Genomic DNA, 19,405 nt, shown 5'->3' on the forward strand with positions numbered 1-19,405 from the left:
TAATGTATATATATTTTTTAATTATTTAATGACGCTTACCATGTGTGCAAGCGCTGAGCTGCGGCGGTTAATGTATCTGGCTGTTTAGCGAAGCAAAAACGAACAAGCCCATGATCAGTGCCATCATGATAAAAGGCAGAAACGGGCACTACTGCCACCCCAGCCTCGCGGGTAAGGCGGCGCACAAAGCTGACATCATCTTCGCCGGGCGCAATAGCATCGTAGCGGGCCAGCTGAAAGTAGGCGCCCTGTGTCGGCAATAGTTCAAAGCGGGTCGGCGCCATCAACTCCACAAACAGGTCGCGCTTTTGCTGATAGAAATCTGGCAGCGCCTCGTAATGAGCAGCATCAGCCAGCACATCGGCCAGCGCATGTTGGGTCGGCGTACTTACACTAAAGGTCACAAACTGATGCACCCGCCGCAGCTCCGCCGTAAGGAGTGCCGGTGCTACGCAATACCCCACTTTCCAACCCGTAGCATGGTATGTCTTGCCGAATGAGGACAACACAAAGCTCCGTTCGGCCAGTGCTGGGTACTGCAACGCACTGCGGTGGGCCTGTCCGTCGAAGGTCATGTGCTCGTACACTTCGTCGCTGAGCAACAGCGTGGGCGTATCGGTGAGCAGGGCGGCTAAGTGTTGCCAATCGGCATCGGTGAGCACGGCGCCGCTCGGATTATGTGGCGTATTCACGAGCATTAGGCGAGTGCGTGGCGTAAGAGCAGCAGCTACCCGTTCCCAATCGGGCCGAAAGTCAGGCAGCAGCAATGGTACATACACGGGCACTCCACCCTGCAAACGAATAGCTGGCCCATACAGGTCGTAGGCCGGTTCCAGCACCAGCACCTCGTCGCCGGGGCGCACCACAGCGGCCAGCACGGCGTACAGGGCTTCGGTGGCGCCACTCGTAATCGTGATGTCGGTATCGGGGTTGGGGGGCAAAATTCCGTAGAGCTGCGCGGTTTTGTGGCTGATCTGTTCGCGCAGACGCGGCAAGCCCGGCATTGGGGCGTACTGGTGGTGTCCACTGGTGCGCGCATGCCGGGCCAGCGCCTCCGTGAGCACCTGTGGCGGATCATAATCGGGAAAGCCCTGCGCCAGATTGATAGCGCCGCATTCGATGGCCAACTGCGACATGATGGTAAAAATGCTGGTGCCAACATCGGGCAGCTTGGACGCAAAGGCGGGTAAAGCCATACAATCAATAAAAGATCTGGAAGAAGAAATCTTCGCCAAAAGGACCCAGGTGGAGTCCGACGAAGATACGGTAGTGCGGCAAACAGGCCTTAAGTTTACGCAGCCCAGCCCACATTATCAGAAGCGGGTGGCTTCGTTTAGCTTCAACAAAAAAGCCCCCGCATAATGCGTGGGGGCTTTTTTGCTATAATACTCAAGCATATACCTATAGCGGCGACTTTAGCAGCTTCGGAAACAGCTTGCGAAACTTCTCCACTTTAGGAGTCGATACTGACTGTACATACGGCTCGTTGGGGTGCAGTCGGAAGTAGCCTTGGTGGTAATCTTCGGCGGGCCAAAACTCTGTAAAGGCCGTTACCTGGGTCACGATGGGGTTAGGATACTGCTTGGCGGCATTCACGCGCTGAATGGCAGCCGTAATCTGTTCTTTCTCCTGTGGCGTGCGATAAAACGCCACCGACCGATACTGCGCACCCGCATCGGGACCTTGGCGGTTGAGCGTAGTGGGGTCGTGGGCAGCGCGGAAAAAAACATCGAGCAGCGTGGCGTAGCTCACCTGCTTAGGGTCGTAGTAGATTTGAATCGCTTCGGCATGGCCGGTGCGTCCGCTGCCTACCTGCTCGTAGGTGGGCTTTTTTCGGGTCCGCCCGCGTAGCCCGACACAACCTCGCGCACACCTTTTATTTCCTCAAATACCTCTTCGGTGCACCAAAAGCAGCCGCCGGCCAAAGTAGCAACGGCCAAGCCCTGCATATTAGTCGGTGCTTTGCCTGCCGTAGAGCGGGTAGGCTGGGCATCCGAGCGATTCTGTGAACAGGCCGCTGCTGTTAGTAGCAAACCCATTAAGTAAACTTTCAAGTGACGTATCATACCGTAATGTACGTAGCACACCCTTGCTCGGACGCGCTGGTAATGTCTGTTAGGTCAAAAATTTATGTAGATCTAAACTCAGCTGATAAGCTGCACTAAGTAAGCATCTTGAGCAGGAAAATTGTTTCGGCTCTGCCACAGTCTGCTAACATGATATAGAAATTATTGCTAGGAATAATTCAAAAAACATGCTTGCCTACTCGAAAGCAGTAAGTTATGCTAGCCGCATAAAACACACTTCGTTCTCTACAAGACCTCCTACATTTTCTAATTCTGAATGAAGCCGTCATTCCTAATGCTTAATTGAACTTATCCGATTCAATCAACCTATGATATTGGTACTGCCTAGGGTTGCTATCTTCTTTCAGGTCTGCTTGATGCGACTGTATAGCTTAATTATTGGCGTTAAAGATGAAGATAAGCGCGATGCAAGTTTGTTTTATTAGATGAGCGAGTATTATAACTAAACCATAATATAAATAATTAACTATGTGTTTAAATGTGCTAAATTATTGTCCAAAAGCTTATTCTGATTCATAGGGTGCCACTGATAGATATCTCATTCGTCAGCTACAAGATTGGGCATTGTTATTGTTTTCCGGATATTATTATTGTTCAATAACAGATACAATGAGTTTGCTCACGCTGCTCGACGAGCCGCATCTTACCATCTCTTATGATAACCGCAATCAGTGGCTCTACACTGATTGGGTAGGTGCGCAGAATCTGCGGACGCTTCAGCTGGGGTGCGAGCAAATAGTAATGCATCTGCAGGCGGAACATTGCCGCAAGATTTTGAATGATAATACCCGCCTCAGCAGCATTCATTCACAAGCCAGAAGCTGGGTGGAGCAAGGCTTTCTGCAACACCTAGCCGCCGCTGGCCTGGAATACATGGCTTGGGTTTACTCGCTCGACTTCGATAGCCGGTTCTCCACCGATCTTACTTTATTGCGTAGCACCCAGCCAGTAGTAGTGGGATTCAATGATTTGGTGGCTGCATACGCTTGGCTCGAAAAATGTGAAGCCCATCCGTCCTCGCTTTTCATCGGATCTTAAGAATCTGATATCACCATTAGTAACGTATGTGATAAAGCATCACGCCTAATTTCCAGACGTTTAGATAGTAACCCTGATTTCGAATTACTATTGACTAGACTATTACTCTATTAGTTATACAATACTGCTATTTATATGGCTATGCACCTGCTTTTCGACTCACCTCACCTCGTTATCTGGCACGACTGTACCAACCACTGGCTGTATGTAGAATGGAAGGGGCAACAGGAGTTAGAGGTGATCAAAGAAAGCTGCAACTATGTGCTGCAGAATATGCCGTTAGCCGGCTTTAATAAGATATTAAACGATAGTACACAGGCCGTAGGCAACTGGACGGCGGCTTCTGAATGGCTGGGTAGAGACCTGTTTCCTCTTCTTTCTGCCGTTGGGTTTACTCACATGGCATGGGTATATGCCACCGATTTTAACAGCCGCTTTTCTATCGACTCCACGCTGCGTTGCGCTACCGCCGGCCTAGCTATTGTCACCTTCGACGACCTGGATGCTGCCTGCACATGGTTGCAGCACGCTGACGAGTTACACGCCGCCTAGGCAGCTTTTACAAAGCACTGTCTGCTGCCCTGAAGGTAGCCAGTGGTGTGGCCTGCTTGGCAGCGTAGAGTTGCAACGTGTTGCCGCTGATTTCGAAGCGGGTGGTTTGCTCTAGTACGCTCAGATAGCGCATTTCTACCTCTATTGCTTGATTGCTGCGTCGCATCATCGTGCTGATAATGCGCGGAATAGCTTGCAGACGAGTGCTGATCGAATGTTCAAAGGCTCCTTGATAGTGCGCCTCTTTAGTAATTGCCGGGCTGGGCAAAACTAACTCAGGACGTGCCGCTGGCTGAAGGTAGGGCAGGGGCTTGCCATCGAGGGTGCTTAATACCCAGTGAGTAGGGGGATACTGCGTGGCAGGTAGCTGATTGCTAGTGGTGTAGCCGCCAAAGCCTAGTCCTGCGGCAACACATGCCCAGGAGAAAAAGCGAAGTAGCATAAGCACTGTTTACATGTCATTTAGGTTCAGCAGCAGGAGCCTGAAGCGCGCCACATCGTTGCATAACGTAGAAGATACGAGGGTGTATTTTTCGTAAGTGGGTTACTTTAAGTTGCTTATATAGGGATAAATGTTTGCCGGGGCGAGCTTCATTGGCTCCAATCGCACTTTTAGAGTAAGGTGGTAAAGGCCGCAATCAGGATTACTTCAGGGCAAGATGGACGCTTGCTTTCCGGTTACTGCTGAAGTTTATTGCAGTAGTCAAATCCCTATGATGCTGAAACACTTCCTGGCGGCCGTGCTGCTTCTGCTAACGGCTTGCCTCACGCCGGCGCGGGCCCAAATCTTGCCATTGCTGGACCAGAATCCGCCGTCTTTGCGCTGGTATCAGGTGCGCACTCCGCATTTTCAGGTATTATACCCGGCGGGCTTTTCGGCGCAGGCTCAACTCACGGCGCGGCGCTTAGAGCAGGTATATGCGCCGGTAAGCGCCTCGCTAGAGCGTGAGCCGCGGCCGCTGACCGTTATCTTACAAACCCAGACTACCATTGGGAATGGCTTTGCTACGGTATTACCCCGGCGCTCCGAGTTTTATACCACGCCGCCGCAGGACCCATTCCTAACCGGTACCCTCGACTGGCTCGACCAGCTAGCCATCCATGAGTTTCGGCATATTGTGCAGTACGACAAGGGGTTGCAGGGTATCACCAAGCTGGCTTATTCGCTATTTGGCAATGGGGCCCTGAGCACCGCGGCCATTGGTATGCCCGACTGGTTTTTTGAGGGTGATGCTGTGGGCACCGAAACCCTGCTGACGCGTAGTGGGCGGGGCCGCATTCCTAATTTTGATATCAGCCTGCGGGCGAATTTACTGGCCGGGCGGCGCTTCAACTACAGCAAGGCCGTGGGGGCTCTTACCGCGACAATGTGCCTAATCACTACGTGCTAGGCTATTTTCTGACCACAAATCTTAAGCGGACCATTGGCCCCGCGGCCTGGAGTCAGGTGCTCAACCGTTACTACCGCTTTCCAGTCTATCCGTTTTCCTTTTCCAATAGCCTACGCCGTACGGCTGGAGTGCGGGTAGAGGATTTGTATGTTCGCACCATGAGCGAGGTCGACTCTATATGGCGGGCGCAGCAGCAGGGCTTGCAGCTAACGGAAGCTACGTCTTATCCTGTCGCCGCTGACCCCAAGATCTTCACGCAGTACCGGTATCCGCAGTATGTAACTGATAGCACAGTGCTGGCGGTAAAAACTGGCCTAGGCGATATTTCTCAGCTCGTGCTGCTGGATAAGCAGGACCGGGAAAAGAAGGTGTTTGTGCAAGGCCTGGTAAATAACCCCGAAATGCTATCGGTGGGGGCGGACGGGCCTGCTGGCTGGAGTTTCGGTACGATGCGCGCTGGGGACAACGGGTGTATTCCGAAATCAGAGTGCTCGATCTGGCGTCGGGCCAACTTACCCACCTTACGCGGCGAAGCCGTTACACCGCCGCCGCGCTGTCAAGTGATGGACAGCGCTTGGTGGCCGTGCGCAGCGACTCGGCTTACCAGAACCGCTTAGTGGTGCTCGATGCCCGCTCCGGGCAGGAACAGCGCGTACTGCCAAACCCTACCAATGACTTGTACATTCAGCCCCGCTGGCTGCCCGACCACCGCACCGTAGCGGCCGTGCTGCTCAAGTCGGGGGCAAAACATTGGCTCTTATCGACACTGAAACCGGCCAGACTCGCGAACTGCTGCCCGTAGCTAACAACAACCTGAGCCATCCCCAGCCGGGGGGCAATTTTGTGTTCTACAACTCACCGCAGTCGGGTATCGACAATGTGTATGCGGTTGAAATCAGCACAGGGGAGGTAAAGCAGGTTACCTCGCGGCCACTAGGGGCATATCATGCCGCCGTTTCTCCCGATGGGCAGCGTCTGGCCTTTCATGATTTTCGGGTAGAAGGTGCCCGCGTAGCCGATATGCCGCTGGAGCCTACACGTTGGACGGCGGCCTCGGCTGCGCCCATCACGCCGTCCGCCTACACCGACCCGTTGCTCACACAGGAGCCCGGCGTAGGCACTATTGGGGCCGTAGTACCCGATTCGGGAACGGTGCAGCCTAGCTTGGCGGTAAGCCGCTACAATCGGTTCAACCATTTATTCAACGTGTTTAGCTGGGGGCTGGTACAATCACCGGATGGCCAGGGCGTCCGATTGGGCGTTCGTTCCCAGGACTTGCTGAGCACCACAGTAGCCGTGGCCGGCGTGGGCTTCGACCAAACTGAACGCACCGGCAACGTCTTCGCGGACCTCAGCTACCAAGGTTTTTTGCCCGTGCTTGATCTGAGCGTACAGCATGGGTCACGCCGCACCACCGGCTTTGTGGATCGGCGCGCTCCACTCGATAGTGCCAGCGCCGACCGGTGGCGCTACACCCAATTCACTACCGGCGTACGACTGCCGCTCAACTTTACGCGCTCCAAATACCTGAAAGGTCTGACCCTAGGCGCTCACTATAGTCAGCAGCAAGTACGCGATTATGACTTACGGACCCGCCGCCTATCGGAGGTTGGGTTCGGGGGCTCTTTGCACATCGTGCAGTACAGTCTAAGCTATTATCATCAACTCCTGCAAAGCCGCCGTGACGTAGGGCCACGCTGGGGCCAGAACCTGAGCGCAGTGTGGCGCACTACTCCTTTTAGGGCCGGCTTGCAGGGCAATCAATGGGGGTGCAGGGAAACCTGTACTTTCCGGGAGTGCTCAAACATCATTCGCTGCGCCTGCGTGGGGCTACCAATATCATGATCAATCGCAGTATCAGTTCAGCTCCCTGATTGCGTATCCTCGTGGCCAATCATATGTGAGCTTTGATAAGTTGCGAACGGGCAGCGTAGAGTATCGCCTGCCTGTAGCCGACACGCACTGGACGCTGGGGCGCTGGCTGTACATTCAGCGCATCAAGGCGGGGAGCTTTTTGGACGTAGCTTCCGGGCAGCGGCGGTTAGCCACCGACCAAGGACCAAAAACCTTCCGCAGCAGCTATACCACGGCTGGCCTCGACGTGACCTTTGTGTTTAACCCGATGCGTTTGCGTACGCCGCTAGAGGTGGGCGTTCGGTCTATTTATAATTTGCGCACGAACCAATGGGAGGTGCAGCCGCTGGTGCTTGATATCGGGTTTTAAAGCAAATGGCAAGATGGCTCGCGTCGATACGCAGTGTTACAAATCTTGTTATTGTGAAAACAAACTGGGTTATGTGCAGCTTTTAGCTTTACTTTTCGCCTTCCGTTCTCTTCCAAGGACTTCACAACGACTTGTTGCCTTAAATGCCCCAACTATTGCATAACTGACTATGGCGCTTCGTTTACTGTTTGAAAATAAAGACATTACCATTTATTACGACTATACGAATGAATGGCTTCATGTAGAATGGCAGAAGAACCAAGATATGGAGTCGGTGCAGGCCGGAGCTGGGAAGATGCTGGAGTGTATGCAGCAGGAGCAATGCCATAAGGTGCTCAATGATAACCGTTTGGTAGAGACTATGTGGTCGGATGCTTCGGAGTGGGGGGCAAAGTTTGGCTGCCGGCTATGGCCGAAGCTGGGTTGCAGTATTTTGCCTGGGTGTATTCGCCCAACCTGTATAGCCGCCTTTCCACCGACCTGACCTTGCAGCACGCCCCAGCGGTGGGCCCGATAGTATTTACCTTCGATAACATCGACACGGCCAGCGCTTGGCTGCGGCAGATGTAGTCCTACGAGATAAGAGCAGTAAGACACAAAAAGCGTCAGGAAGCATTTCCTGACGCTTTTTGGTTGTGATCAGTTGTTGTAGCTAGTTGGTGGTGCTGCCCGAAGTAGAGCCGGATTTGCCCCCCGACTTGATGGGCTGCTTGGAGTTTTTGTCCACCATCTCCTGATTGGTCGAACCCGTGGGCTTTGTGGTGCCCGGAGAAGCGGGGCGGGATTCTTTCAGGACACGCCGGCTCGACTCCGACATGGTGCCGGTAGGGCTAGTGCGATTTTCGGGCTCTAGGGTGCTGTTTTGCGTCTTTTTGCTTTGAGTCTTGGCTGGAGTGGCTTTTTTGGGTGGGTAGGAGGCCGCGGGCGAGGTATTAGACACACTCGTTTCGGGGCGGGTAGAAGAGCCACCTGACGAGGTGCCCTGGGCCGCCGCCGTTGAAAAGCCAGCTACGCAGGCCACGATGAATGCAAAAGCAGTTTTCATAAAAATATAAGAGGGGTGAGAAATAGACACGCATAAGCTCAACACTATATGCTTAGTACCAATCTCTTACGCGTATAAGCTGCTTGTGTTTTGACCGATAAGCAGCAACAGTGACTCCTGTTGAGCTTAATCGGCAGACCTGATGAGTAATGGTTGTAAGCGCGGCTGGGGCACCCAAATACCTATAGGAGCAGCTTCTGCTGGCCGGCAATACCACGTTTTCCTGCGGGCGAACCACACTAAATAACAGGTGTCGAAGCAGAAAAAAGCCCCCCAGACCAGCATTTTGAAAGGGTGACGTGCCCGCTACCCCTGCGCAAAACAGGGCGTTAGGGTAAGATGCTGGAGGCGGAATACTACTTGCGGCAGTAGTACCACCCGCGACCCAATCGGGCCAGCTTGCGCGGCATGAGCATAGGCAACGACGGAAAAACACTTCGAACGTTAGTCAATCAACACATTTTGAGGCATAAACGCAAGCACAACCGGAGACGAGCAACCCTGAATTTGCCCCCGGTTGGGCTTGCTGACCTACACGGAATTCTTAAGGCTGAGCATTACCTGATACTAGCTCAACATTGCACTATATTCGAACACTTTTATCCTCCTTTATTCTGTATTAATAGGTTTATGCTGCTTCGTAAAGCGTTATCAACGAGAGTTATTATTTGTCTGCTGGTTGGGATAATTGGTGGCTTTCAAGTAGCCTCGGCCGATGACTTCGTGCGTCAGGCCATTGCCCGCCTTCAGAGTTTTTACATCGGCAGCTTTCCCGAAAAAAGCTACATCCACACCGACAAAGCATTTTACGCCGTGGGTGAGACTATTTGGCTAAAGGCCTACGTGGTAGATGCCGCCCGGCACCGGCCTGATACAATGAGCCGGGTGCTGTACGTTGACTTGGTTGCCCCCGACCAGCGCGTCGTAGGTCAGCGCGTGCTACGCCTAACTCAGGGCACCGCCGCCGCCGACTTTGAGCTGACCGACAGTCTGGCGCAAGGCATGTACACGGTGCGCGCTTACACCAACTGGATGCGCAACTTCAGCCCCGACTACTTCTTTTCCAAGCGCATACCCGTGTGGCAGGCGGCTACTCCTGTGGGTACTAGCGCAGCCGCCCGGCCCGTTGCGAAAGCCAGAGTACGTAAGGCAGCCTCAGCCCCTAAGCCCAAAACGGACGTGCAATTCTTCCCCGAAGGGGGCAATCTGGTGGCTGGCCTACCTACCGTGGTAGCCTTTAAAGCCACCGATGAGTACGGCCGCGGCGTAGCCGTGAGCGGACAGCTAACTGATGATCAGGGACAGGCAGCGGGCTCTTTCAAAAGTCAGCACGCGGGCATGGGCACAGTATTGCTGACACCCCAGCCGGGTCGGCAGTATAAGGCAGCAGTAGTGCTGCCGGGGGGCGCCCGCGCCGAGTATCCGTTGCCCGCTGTGGCCCCCAGCGGCTTTGTGCTGAAGGTGACGCAAACCAAGGAGTTTGTGTACGTAGGCGTGCAGCGCCAAACGGCGGCGGGCACTGCCGCCGCGCCCGCCGAAAATGTGACGCTGCTGGCTCACGTACGCGGCACGGTAGCTTACGCCGCCAAAGGCCAGCTGACCGGCAGTGAAGGTTATGCGGCCCGTATTCCGAAAGCCAAATTCCCGACGGGCGTAGCGCATTTCACCCTGTTCGATGGGCAAGGTGTGGCGCAAGGTGAGCGGTTGGCATATATTGATGCTCAGCCTAGCCTGCAGGTGCGCATCACCCCGGACAAGCCCGCGTATGCTCCCCGCGAGAAAGTAAACCTGACGGTAGCCGTAATCGATGGTGCCGGTCAGCCTGTAGCGGCCCAGTTGTCATTGGCCGTAACTAATGCGCTGGCAACGGGGATGAATGAAGCGCCCGAAACGACTATCCTGACCCAGTTGCTGCTGACCTCCGATTTGCAGGGCTACGTGGAAAACCCAGGCTACTATTTCCAGAATAAAACCCCCGAAACCGAACAGGCGCTTGATCATCTGCTGCTCACCCAGGGCTGGCGGCGGTTTGTGTGGAAAGAGATTCTGGCCGATAAAAAGCCCCCCAGACCCTTTGCGCTGGAGCAAGCGCTAAGTATAGGTGGGCAGGTGGTGCGCCCCAATGCCAAAGCCGCGGGCGTTAGTCAGCTTACTATTTTTCAAATGGGAGCTACGGGCGGAATGGCTGTGGCCAGCACCGAGGCCGATGGGAGCTTTCTGCTTACGGGCTTTCAAGGCAAAGACACGGCCCGCGTGGTGGTGCAGGCTCGAAAAGAGAAAGGCGGTAGCAACCTGCTTATAAAGCTGAACCCGCGCTGGCCCGAGGTGACTGCCCTTACCTGGCCATTGCCCGCCGAACCAGAGCCAACCGTAACAGCATATCTGCAGCAGAGCCAAAAGCAACAGAAGGCCGAGCGCCAGTATCGGGCTGATACGGCCAAAACCATTATGCTGAAGGGCGTGACGGTGGCGGGCCGCAAGCCTACGCCGCCCCCCGATGCGCGCCGCATCTATTCGCAGGCCGACGCGGTGCTTCGGCCAGACGATATTCCAGGCAGTAGCTCTTTTTTTAGCGTATTGCAGCTCATACAAGGGCGAGTAGCCGGGGTTCAGGTAACTGGTTCAGCTCCTAATTTTCAAGTGCAGATCAGAGGAGCTAGCTCTATTACCGGAAGTAACGCACCGTTGTTCGTTCTGGATGGTATTCCGGTTGATATCGATGCCATTAACACAATACCCGTTACGGATGTCGAAACCGTGGAAATATTGAAAGGGCCCTCGGCCGCTATTTATGGCAGCCGGGGGCAGGAGGAGTCATTGCCATCTTTACCAAGCGCGGCAACTCCAACTACGACTACTCCAAAACGCCCGCTCCGGGCATCGCAACCGCAGTGCTGCCCGCCTATTACCAAGCCCGCGAATTCTACGCCCCGCGCTACGAAACGCCCGCCCGCCCCGCGCAGCAGCGTCCCGACTATCGGAGCACCACACTCTACTGGGCACCCACGCTGCGCACCGGCGCCACCGGCCAGACGCAGGTATCGTTCTACTGCTCCGACGACGCCAGCACGTTTCGAGTGGCCGTAGAAGGCTTGTCGAATGCCGGTATGCCTGGCGTCGGTACCGGAGAGTTTAAAGTAGGTAACTAAAAAAGCCCCCAGGCACCGTCTGGGGGCTTTTTCACAGCTCTGCAGTCAGCGGCGCAGTTAGCGCACGACTCGAAGGCGGCTGCCAGCGGCAATAGGGACCTCTTTTATCAACGTAAAATCGGCGGCTGTGGCGGAGTCGCGAGTGGGGCGGCGGAGTACTTGCAAAATGGTATCGTTGGCGCGAAGTATGGCTACATCGGTGCCGTTGGTAGTGAGGTCGGAGGTCCGAAATCCGAGTAGGGCATCTTCCGGAAACGCCCGCTCCGTGAGGCTGTCCAGCACCGTAGCCCGGCCATCGAAGGTGCCAAGGGTCACTTGTTCCATGGGTGCCCCTTGCCGGGTCATCAGCAGCGCGGCCTGCGTAGCGGGTCCGGTTGGCTTGGGCGGGGCGTAAGGAAAGATGAGTCCTAAGAACAGGCTGTCGGAAACCGCTGGAGCCTCCGCTACCGCTACCGAATCGCCTTTCCTGGCTTTACCAGGCTCGGCCTGCTCCCGCGTCGACTTTTGACACGCAACCAGCCAGCCAACGGCCAGAACCGCGGCGCAAGGCAGAGCTTTTATTGAAAGTCGTGACACAGGTGGGAGTAGTAAATGATGGTGTATAACATACGGATTTACAGGTGCTTGTGGCTATAAATCCGGGTGGAAAACGCTGTTTTTTATAATTGGAAAGTGCAAGCGATGCTGTAAGGATGCAAAGCTTGCCTTAGAGGCCATGAAGGTGGTTGAGAGCGTGAAAAGTAAACTTTTTGCCCCCCAGCGCGCTTATACTCACTTATCTTTTGCTCCCTTATTCTTTGAATATGAAAGTCGAAATCTGGTCCGATATCATGTGCCCGTTCTGCTACATCGGCAAGCGGAAGTTTGAAGCGGCGCTGGCCGAATTTGCCCCCCACAACGATGTGCAGGTGCAGTGGCGCAGCTTTGAGCTGGACCCTAATATGAAAACCAACCCCAACCAGAGCATCCATGAGCTACTGGCTGAGCGCAAGGGCATGTCGGTGGCACAGGGCCGCCAAATGAATAATCAGATGGCCCAAACGGCCGCTGAAGTGGGCTTGGAGTTCAATTTCGACAAGACCATTCCGGCCAATACTTTCAACGCTCACCGCCTCATTCATTTAGCCGCCGCCCACGGCCGCCAGGATGCAGCCAAGGAACGCATCTTATACGCTTACTTCACCGAAGGCCGCAACGTGGATGATCCTGCCACCCTCACCCAACTCGCCACCGAGCTAGACTTGCCCGCAGCGGAAGTAGCCCAGCTTTTCGAAACCGACGCTTATGCTCAGGAAGTACGTCACGACGAATACCAAGCCCGCCAGATAGGTGTGCGCGGCGTGCCCTTCTTCGTGTTCGACGACAAATACGCCGTGTCTGGTGCCCAGCCCAAGGAGGTTTTTCTGGAAGTGCTGGAGAAGGTGTGGGAAGAAAGCAATCCTAAGCCCACGCTCATCGCCGACGGCGCCACCTGCGGCCCGGATGGCGTGTGTGACTAACCTGCATTGAAATGAAACACCAAAACGGCCGCCCTACATAGGGCGGCCGTTTTGGTGTTAGCCCTGGGGGCTTTTTTGAGAGCAGTATATAGTTACGCTTCCATCTGTAGGCTGTGCGGCTCACTTGCTACTCTCAGCCCGACGGAAGTGCCTTTGGCTCGCCGCAGCTTGTGATGATAGCTATATGAACCGCCCAGGATGATGAAGCCAATAAGCATCGGAGCCCACTGACTCACCGGAACGCCGATGGCAATGTGGGAATACATAGCGCCCGCCAAATCGAAAAAGAAGCCGGCATACGCCCACTCCTTTAGCCGCGCGAAGCCGGGCGTAACTATCGCTACTACGCCCAAGGCCTTTGCCACGCCCAGAAAAGGCAGCAGATACGCCGGATACCCCAGAAACTTGAAGTAGGCAACGCTCTCGGGCGAACTCATAATGTTCGGAATGGCGGAAGCCCCCATGAGAGCCGCCAGCAGGCCCGTGAACACCCAATAAATGATCTTCAGCTTTTTTATCGTAGTACGTAGTTAGAAAGGTTAGTTTTCGGTAGATCATTGCTTTGCTACAGCTAGTATTTCCTGTAGAAGCCAGGAGTTGCTATCGGGGTCGCGGAAGTAGGCGCACTTCATCGCGCCCGGAAATTCTTGGATGCCGCCCACTTCCACGCCCCGGCTTTGGAGTTCGGCGCGTGCTTCCGCTATGTCGGCTACTACCAAATGCAGCGCTTTCACGGTTCCCGGTATCATGCTCGAAATTTCGGGCATGCCGGTACCCATCACGATGGAGCAAGCCGAGCCCGGCGGCGTCAGCTGCACCACCCGCATCGTGTCACTGGCCCGAACATCATGGTCTAGAATAAACCCGATTTTCTCGGTGTAAAAGGTCTTGGCGCGGTCCACGTCGGCGACGGGTATCGGTACGAGGGCAAGTTTCATGTCCATGGTCTTATAAGAATATCGAGCTGAATGAAGGAGTGCCAGCGGCTGGTAGTAAATAAGCGCCCTGGCCAGTGACGTAATAGCGAAGGTAAATACCCTTACTGCTGCGCCGGTGCTTTGTCGTGGTTCAGCAGCCAATCTATCCCAAATCGGTCGGTGAGCATACCGAATTTTGCCCCCCAGAAGGTGTCGTCCAGCGGCATCGTCACCTTGCCGCCATCCGAGAGTTTCCGGAACCAAGTCGTGATTTCCTCCTCGCTACTGCAGTTGAGCGATAAGGAAACGGTGTTGCCCCGCGTGATTTTTTGCCCCCCAGCGTCGGAGCCGAAGAGAATCATATTCCCATTGGTCAGACTGGCATGCAGCACCCCATTTTGAGCATTGGCGGGCATATGCTCAGCGGCGGGCGTACCAGCCACATCCTGAATCATCAGCTCGCCGCCGAGGCACTGCTGGTAAAAGGTCATGGCTTCACGGCAGTTGCCGTCAAACGAGAGGTAAGGGTTGAGTTGGGAAGTTGTCATGAGCGATATAAGGTTACATTGTGTGTGAAATGCAGGCAGCGAAGGCGTTCTATAGCTCAGCTAATTTATTTAGCTAAATTGGCGAAAATTTGTGTGCTCTACGCCAACAATATTAGTAAAAAATGCGTTGGTACAGCGGGGGCAAATGCGACCAAATCAGGGTTTATTGCGACATTAGACGTAGCTAGCCTACCTACCATGAAGCACATCACTATTCTGGTTCCTAAGGGAGCCATTTTGGGCAGCATTGAAGGCCCGCGCTTGGTATTTTCGGAGGTAAATGCGCTCCTGCAGCGCATGGGCAAACCTGCCTTGTTCACTATTGAGCTGGCCGGCCTCGCCAACGAAACGCCCGTGTGCGGCGGCATGTATTCGGTGTACACCAAAACGCTGATCCAGGATATTGCCCACACCGATCTGGTTGTTATTCCCGCCATCGACGGCGATATAAGGCAGGCACTAGACAGCAACCGCGACTTCATCCCCTGGATACTGGCGCAGTATAACCGCGGGGCTGAAGTGGCTAGTTTGTGCATGGGGGCGTTTATTCTGGCCTCTACGGGCTTGCTGAAAGGCCGGGAATGTACCACGCACTGGGCCGCCGCCAACGAATTTCGGCGCATGTTTCCGGAGGTGAAGCTGGTCGAGGATAAGCTCATCACTGATGAGCACGGCATTTATTCCAGCGGGGGGGCTTTTTCTTACCTGAATCTGGTGTTGTACCTGGTAGAAAAGTACGCCGGCCGCGACATGGCCATTACCTGCGCCAAAGTTTTCCAGATTGATATTGAGCGCGTCAGCCAATCGGCCTTTATCGTGTTCAACGGCCAGAAAGAGCACGGCGACGAGCCCATCAAGAAAGCTCAGATCTACATCGAGGATAACTATCAGGAGAAAATAACCGTCGATCAGCTAGCTGATATGCTGGCCCTGGGGCGCCGCAATTTGGAGCGGCGGTTTAAGAAAGCCACCGCCAACTCGGTGGCCGAGTACATTCAGCGGGTAAAAATGGAGGCGGCCAAAACCAGCCTGGAGTCGTCGCGCGAAAACGTGAACGAGGTGATGTACCAAGTCGGCTACACCGATCCGAAGGCGTTTCGCTCCACGTTCAAGCGCATTACGGGCCTCTCGCCCAACGAATACCGCAGCAAATACAACCGCGAAAAAGCAGTAGCCGCCTAAGTCGTTGCCGCCGGAATCTTACCGCAGCACCCTCACCTGCGACTTATCATACAGCCGTAGCCAGTCGCGCCGCAGAATAGCGTAAAGGTATTCGTCCTCAAACTCGCCCGCATCGTTGCGCCCCGATTCGCGCATAATACCTTCAAACTGAAAGCCCACGGTTTTCTCAATGGAGTGCTTCGAGGACAGGTTGGACACGCGGCAGCCCGTGGCCACGCGGTTGAGGCCCAGCAGCTCAAAGGCCAGATAAAACAAATGCGGCTTGCTGCGCGGCGTGACACCCCGGCCGCGCATGTGCTCGAACACGTCCGCGCCCGTCGAGCCGGTAAGCTCTTCCCAACTGTCCACGGTCAGCAGCGTCATGCCCGCCAGCTCATCACCTAAGAAGGAATAAAAGCCAAAGTTCGTCCGCTTACCTTGCTCGTAGCGTGGTAGATAGTTGCGAAACAGCTCCTCCAGCATCGATGTTGAGTCGGGGAAACCTTGAAATAGGCTGTATATCTCCGCCAGATTATCTTCGTTGATGAGGTGCAACGTAATAGAATCGGATTGCAGGGCCTTGAACATAACATACTTAATAACTGGTCTGCATCAGTCCGGCGAGAGGCGTGGACCTGTGGGTATCATGTTATGCTTGCGGAGTAGGGCCTCCCGCTCGGCTTGTGTAGGATTTTTCAACTGACGTGCCTGCAGAAAGTACTCCTCCATACTTCCCGCGGGCAAATGCATAATCAGGATGCGGCCGGGCTCCTCGCTGGTCTTGACAAAAGCATGAGGCACATTGCGTGGCCCAAACATAGAATCGCCTGCTTTAAGCCGAAACTGCTCTGTGCCCACCTGAAATTTAAACTCGCCCTCCGTTACAAAAAACCACTCGTCTAGGTCGGTGTGGCTGTGTAGCATAGGACCCGTTTTCTCGAAACGGATCGTGTCATACACACTCATTGCCCCAGCCGTATCCTGCCCCGACACTTTCAAATCGAAGCGGGCGCCGAGGAAAGTGAAGCTTTGACCGAAGCGGTCCTGGTTGGCATCTACTTTTATGCCTTTGGGGGGCAAATTGGCCGGAGGTAGCACAGCTAGCATAGGCACCGCAGGCAATACTAGCGGTAAGGAAAGGAAAGTGCGTCGTTTCATGTCCTGGAAAAGTAGGAATGTTACCTCTGCTTTACTTAAATATAGTGGTTATACTTTACTTATGTAACTGATAATCAATAGCACAGTGATGTTGACCTATTAGCTAGCCAATTTGGCGTGCTGACAATACTGGGGCAAATACCAGCTTCTCCAGTGCAATTTATTGATGGTAAAGTGTTAAATTGAAGTAGCCTGCTTCTCCACGTACGACCATGGAACCCTACTGGTATACTGCATGGGGGCGGCCACAGGCAGATACTTACCCGGCTCGCTCCCCACCACCTACTCCCAACATTAATTCCACCCATCAGGGCACGTATCCCTACGTCCTGATTTTACAGTGTTTCCTGCTCTAAAAGCCTAGGCGTCTTAACTAGATGACGGTATTTGAATATAAAAGGTGGTCATACAGAGGGCAGCGAAGCATCTCGCGTGTTTTCCAGAATTAGTAACCTCACATCAGCACGCGAGATGCTTCGCTGCGCTCGGCATGACGGGCGAGAGGATATCTGCCCGCTTTGCATGAGTGCACATTGGCATAAGCTCCTTTTTACGTACCGCGCTACCCTATATGCTGAGTAGCTAATTTTCAATACGCTCCAAGCACCACCCATCAAAGACCTGGAAAGCCCCTAAAAAAGCCCCGGGTATCTGAATTGAGATTTCGCCCAAACACTTCACGTGCCTGTGGGCGACGATTCATTATCCCATTCTTTTACACTTTATACGCCATGCTAACGGAAGAACTCATTGCGGAGCCCCACCTGAATGTGCGGGGCAAGCTGATTCGGCGGCAGGATGCGGACTATGAGCAAGCCCGCAAAGTACATAATGGCATGATCGACAAGTATCCCGATATGATCGTGCAGTGCGTGGATGTGGCCGATGTTATTGCGGCCGTAAATTTTGCCCGTGAAAATGATGTGCTGGTGGCCGTAAGAAGCGGAGGGCACAGCGGAGGCGGCTTTGGCATGTGCGACAAAGGGCTGGTAATTGACCTGAGTCACATGAAAGGCGTTCATGTGGACCCCGTGGAACGCACCGCCCTAGTGGATGCCGGCTGCACCCTCGGCGACGTAGACCACGCCACCCACGCCTTCGGACTGGCCCTACCCAGCGGCATAGTGTCTACTACCGGAGTGGGGGGCATTACGCTGGGCGGTGGGCTGGGCCACCTCACCCGTCATTGCGGCCTTTCCATCGATAATATGCTGGAAGCCGATGTGGTGCTGCCCGATGGCAGCTTTGTGAAAGCTTCCGCTACCCAGAACCAGGATTTGTTCTGGGGCTTGCGGGGCGGGGGCGGCAACTTCGGCGTTGTCACGTCCTTTTTGTTTCGCCTGCACCCCGTCAGTATGGTGGTTGGCGGCCCCATGCTTTGGCCTATGAGCGAGGCCCGAACCGTAATGCAGTGGTACCGCACCTTCATCCAGAAAGCCCCGAGTATATCAATGGGTTCTTTGCGTTTCTGTCGGTGCCGCCCGGACCGCCGTTTCCCGAGCATTTGTGGGGGCAAACGATGTGCGGAGTAGTATGGTGCTACACCGGAGCGCCCGAGCAAGCCGAAAAAACGTATGAGCCGATTCGCAGCTTCCGCACGCCAGCGCTGGATTTGGTAGGGCCATTGCCGCTGCCGGCGCTGCAAAGCATGTTTGATGGCCTGTATCCGCCCGGCTTGCAATGGTACTGGAAAGCCGATTTTGTGAATGAGCTTAGCGACGAAGCCATCGACATACACCTGAAGTTTGGCTATGAGCTGCCGACTCCGCTTTCCACCATGCACCTCTACCCAATAAATGGTGCCGCATCGCGCGTGGGTGCCCAAAATACGGCCTGGAACTATCGCCATTCCACCTGGTCGATGGTTATTGCGGGCGTCGATGCCGACCCTGCCAACCGGCAGCGCATCACGGACTGGGCCAAAGCCTACTGGAACGCGCTGCACCCATACTCAGCCGGTGGTGCCTACATCAATTTTATGATGGACGAAGGGCAGGAACGCATTAAAGCCACTTATGGCATTAACTACGAGCATCTGGTAGCCGTCAAAAACAAGTATGACCCCGACAACTTGTTCCGGGTGAATCAGAACATCCGGCCCACCAAGCACGGTCACGTTTTCACCTGATCGGGTGTGGGCAAAGCCCGCTTTGCCCCAATAAACTGAACCTAAAAAGCCGCTTGGTCTGACCGATCAGCGGCTTTTGCCTGTGTAGGTCCTGATTGCTGCGCTGCGTCCTGCGGCCTGTCATTCAGGTAGCGCTTCACGTCACTGGAGCAGCAGAGAATGCCCAAAGCAATCAGATTGAGAGTATTGGTGAGTAGATGCCCCACAATTGGGTCGTCGTCACCTAGATTGTTATACAAGACCATAGAGCTGAAGCACAAGCGCAAAACCAGCCAGCCCACCATGAGAACAAAGGCATTGCGCCAGCGCTTAAACAAGCCAACTATCAGCAACAGGCTAACAATGACGCTGGTGCTGAAGCTGCCGGTTTCGTCCACAAACCACAGCTTTTGCCATCTCGGTAGAAAGTCGGCCACTAGCAGAAACCCGGCTATCAGGTACAAGTGCTGCAATGCTGTCTTTTTAGAATACATCATAGAGAGATACAATTGGCTAACCAGTGCTATAA

The 19,405-nt window shown here is 54.4% G+C and carries 23 protein-coding genes and 1 pseudogene; 13 read left to right on the forward strand and 11 right to left on the reverse strand.

The annotated features are described in order from the left end of the window. Positions 1-35 precede the first annotated feature (35 nt). Together EPD59_RS03065 and msrA are read right to left on the reverse strand one after the other, a co-directional pair. Positions 36-1,196, reverse strand: coding sequence for a methionine aminotransferase (locus EPD59_RS03065; RefSeq protein ID WP_133271506.1), 1,161 nt, complete (start codon positions 1,194-1,196; stop codon positions 36-38). Between the two features lie 205 nt (positions 1,197-1,401). Further along, positions 1,402-2,066: pseudogene (msrA, locus tag EPD59_RS03070) on the reverse strand (peptide-methionine (S)-S-oxide reductase MsrA). A 630-nt stretch (positions 2,067-2,696) separates the two neighbouring features. Between msrA and EPD59_RS03075 the strand changes: the two are divergent. Both EPD59_RS03075 and EPD59_RS03080 read left to right on the forward strand, forming a co-directional pair. Continuing rightward, positions 2,697-3,125 carry a LacI family DNA-binding transcriptional regulator gene (locus tag EPD59_RS03075; RefSeq protein ID WP_133271507.1) on the forward strand — a complete coding sequence of 143 codons (429 nt, stop codon included), beginning with the start codon at positions 2,697-2,699 and terminating at the stop codon, positions 3,123-3,125. 141 nt (positions 3,126-3,266) lie between these two features. Then, positions 3,267-3,677 (forward strand): hypothetical protein, encoded by a 411-nt coding sequence (locus EPD59_RS03080; protein WP_133271508.1) that lies wholly within the window; start codon positions 3,267-3,269, stop codon positions 3,675-3,677. Between the two features lie 7 nt (positions 3,678-3,684). Here the strand turns inward: EPD59_RS03080 and EPD59_RS03085 are convergent, their stop codons facing one another. Further along, positions 3,685-4,119 (reverse strand): META domain-containing protein, encoded by a 435-nt coding sequence (locus EPD59_RS03085; protein ID WP_133271509.1) that lies wholly within the window; start codon positions 4,117-4,119, stop codon positions 3,685-3,687. Between the two features lie 271 nt (positions 4,120-4,390). Here EPD59_RS03085 and EPD59_RS22155 point away from each other — a divergent pair, with 271 nt between their 5' ends. The 6 genes from EPD59_RS22155 to EPD59_RS03095 all read left to right on the forward strand — a co-directional run bounded on the left by EPD59_RS22155 (position 4,391) and on the right by EPD59_RS03095 (position 7,862). Next, positions 4,391-5,068 carry a hypothetical protein gene (locus EPD59_RS22155; RefSeq protein ID WP_240731595.1) on the forward strand — a complete coding sequence of 226 codons (678 nt, stop codon included), beginning with the start codon at positions 4,391-4,393 and terminating at the stop codon, positions 5,066-5,068. Beyond that, positions 5,047-5,685, forward strand: a complete 639-nt coding sequence (locus EPD59_RS22160; RefSeq protein WP_240731596.1) for a hypothetical protein — start codon at positions 5,047-5,049, stop codon at positions 5,683-5,685. The genes EPD59_RS22155 and EPD59_RS22160 overlap by 22 nt, the downstream gene beginning before the upstream one ends. After that, positions 5,652-5,870, forward strand: coding sequence for a TolB-like translocation protein (locus EPD59_RS22165; RefSeq protein WP_240731597.1), 219 nt, complete (start codon positions 5,652-5,654; stop codon positions 5,868-5,870). The genes EPD59_RS22160 and EPD59_RS22165 overlap by 34 nt, the downstream gene beginning before the upstream one ends. After that, positions 5,819-6,913, forward strand: a complete 1,095-nt coding sequence (locus EPD59_RS22170; protein WP_240731598.1) for a TolB family protein — start codon at positions 5,819-5,821, stop codon at positions 6,911-6,913. Before EPD59_RS22165 ends, EPD59_RS22170 begins: the two co-directional genes overlap by 52 nt. A 55-nt stretch (positions 6,914-6,968) precedes the next feature. Next, positions 6,969-7,292 (forward strand): hypothetical protein, encoded by a 324-nt coding sequence (locus EPD59_RS22175; protein WP_240731599.1) that lies wholly within the window; start codon positions 6,969-6,971, stop codon positions 7,290-7,292. A gap of 381 nt (positions 7,293-7,673) precedes the next feature. After that, positions 7,674-7,862 carry a hypothetical protein gene (locus tag EPD59_RS03095; RefSeq protein WP_133271510.1) on the forward strand — a complete coding sequence of 63 codons (189 nt, stop codon included), beginning with the start codon at positions 7,674-7,676 and terminating at the stop codon, positions 7,860-7,862. Positions 7,863-7,944: 82 nt separating this feature from the next. Here the strand turns inward: EPD59_RS03095 and EPD59_RS03100 are convergent, their stop codons facing one another. After that, positions 7,945-8,337: a hypothetical protein gene (locus EPD59_RS03100; RefSeq protein WP_133271511.1), complete on the reverse strand. Its 393-nt coding sequence runs from the start codon at positions 8,335-8,337 to the stop codon at positions 7,945-7,947. A gap of 630 nt (positions 8,338-8,967) precedes the next feature. On the opposite strand from EPD59_RS03100, the gene EPD59_RS03105 reads away from it, so the two are divergent. Further along, positions 8,968-11,424: a TonB-dependent receptor plug domain-containing protein gene (locus EPD59_RS03105; protein WP_165963458.1), complete on the forward strand. Its 2,457-nt coding sequence runs from the start codon at positions 8,968-8,970 to the stop codon at positions 11,422-11,424. Positions 11,425-11,543: 119 nt separating this feature from the next. On the opposite strand, the gene EPD59_RS03110 is transcribed toward EPD59_RS03105, so the two are convergent. Beyond that, positions 11,544-12,062 (reverse strand): hypothetical protein, encoded by a 519-nt coding sequence (locus tag EPD59_RS03110; protein ID WP_133271513.1) that lies wholly within the window; start codon positions 12,060-12,062, stop codon positions 11,544-11,546. 227 nt (positions 12,063-12,289) lie between these two features. Between EPD59_RS03110 and EPD59_RS03115 the strand changes: the two genes are divergently transcribed. Continuing rightward, positions 12,290-12,985: a DsbA family oxidoreductase gene (locus EPD59_RS03115; protein WP_133271514.1), complete on the forward strand. Its 696-nt coding sequence runs from the start codon at positions 12,290-12,292 to the stop codon at positions 12,983-12,985. 92 nt (positions 12,986-13,077) lie between these two features. Here the strand turns inward: EPD59_RS03115 and EPD59_RS03120 are convergent, their stop codons facing one another. The 3 genes from EPD59_RS03120 to EPD59_RS03130 all read right to left on the reverse strand — a co-directional run bounded on the left by EPD59_RS03120 (position 13,078) and on the right by EPD59_RS03130 (position 14,450). Continuing rightward, positions 13,078-13,449 carry a DoxX family protein gene (locus tag EPD59_RS03120; RefSeq protein ID WP_317128445.1) on the reverse strand — a complete coding sequence of 124 codons (372 nt, stop codon included), beginning with the start codon at positions 13,447-13,449 and terminating at the stop codon, positions 13,078-13,080. 90 nt (positions 13,450-13,539) lie between these two features. Continuing rightward, positions 13,540-13,923, reverse strand: coding sequence for a VOC family protein (locus EPD59_RS03125; protein ID WP_205703476.1), 384 nt, complete (start codon positions 13,921-13,923; stop codon positions 13,540-13,542). Positions 13,924-14,024: 101 nt separating this feature from the next. Further along, positions 14,025-14,450 (reverse strand): VOC family protein, encoded by a 426-nt coding sequence (locus EPD59_RS03130; RefSeq protein WP_133271517.1) that lies wholly within the window; start codon positions 14,448-14,450, stop codon positions 14,025-14,027. Positions 14,451-14,648: 198 nt separating this feature from the next. On the opposite strand from EPD59_RS03130, the gene EPD59_RS03135 reads away from it, so the two are divergent. Then, the gene (locus EPD59_RS03135; RefSeq protein WP_133271518.1) at positions 14,649-15,632 is read left to right on the forward strand and encodes a GlxA family transcriptional regulator; all 984 of its coding nucleotides are present in this window, start codon (positions 14,649-14,651) and stop codon (positions 15,630-15,632) included. An 18-nt stretch (positions 15,633-15,650) separates the two neighbouring features. Here the strand turns inward: EPD59_RS03135 and EPD59_RS03140 are convergent, their stop codons facing one another. Both EPD59_RS03140 and EPD59_RS03145 read right to left on the reverse strand, forming a co-directional pair. Beyond that, positions 15,651-16,199 carry a GNAT family N-acetyltransferase gene (locus tag EPD59_RS03140; RefSeq protein WP_133271519.1) on the reverse strand — a complete coding sequence of 183 codons (549 nt, stop codon included), beginning with the start codon at positions 16,197-16,199 and terminating at the stop codon, positions 15,651-15,653. A 24-nt stretch (positions 16,200-16,223) separates the two neighbouring features. Beyond that, complete coding sequence (locus EPD59_RS03145; RefSeq protein ID WP_133271520.1) at positions 16,224-16,769, reverse strand: cupin domain-containing protein; 546 nt, start codon at positions 16,767-16,769, stop codon at positions 16,224-16,226. A gap of 731 nt (positions 16,770-17,500) precedes the next feature. Here EPD59_RS03145 and EPD59_RS21740 point away from each other — a divergent pair. Further along, on the forward strand, positions 17,501-18,301 hold the full coding sequence (locus EPD59_RS21740; RefSeq protein WP_205703477.1) for an FAD-binding oxidoreductase: 801 nt from the start codon (positions 17,501-17,503) through the stop codon (positions 18,299-18,301). Further along, positions 18,289-18,897, forward strand: coding sequence for a BBE domain-containing protein (locus EPD59_RS21745; protein ID WP_205703478.1), 609 nt, complete (start codon positions 18,289-18,291; stop codon positions 18,895-18,897). Before EPD59_RS21740 ends, EPD59_RS21745 begins: the two co-directional genes overlap by 13 nt. Positions 18,898-18,938: 41 nt before the next feature. Here EPD59_RS21745 and EPD59_RS03155 read toward each other — a convergent pair whose 3' ends face one another. Further along, entirely contained in the window at positions 18,939-19,373 is a 435-nt protein-coding gene (locus EPD59_RS03155; protein WP_133271521.1) for a hypothetical protein, read from the reverse strand. Positions 19,374-19,405 lie beyond the last annotated feature (32 nt).

It is taken from the genome of Hymenobacter radiodurans (assembly GCF_004355185.1).
Lineage (GTDB): Bacteria > Bacteroidota > Bacteroidia > Cytophagales > Hymenobacteraceae > Hymenobacter > Hymenobacter radiodurans.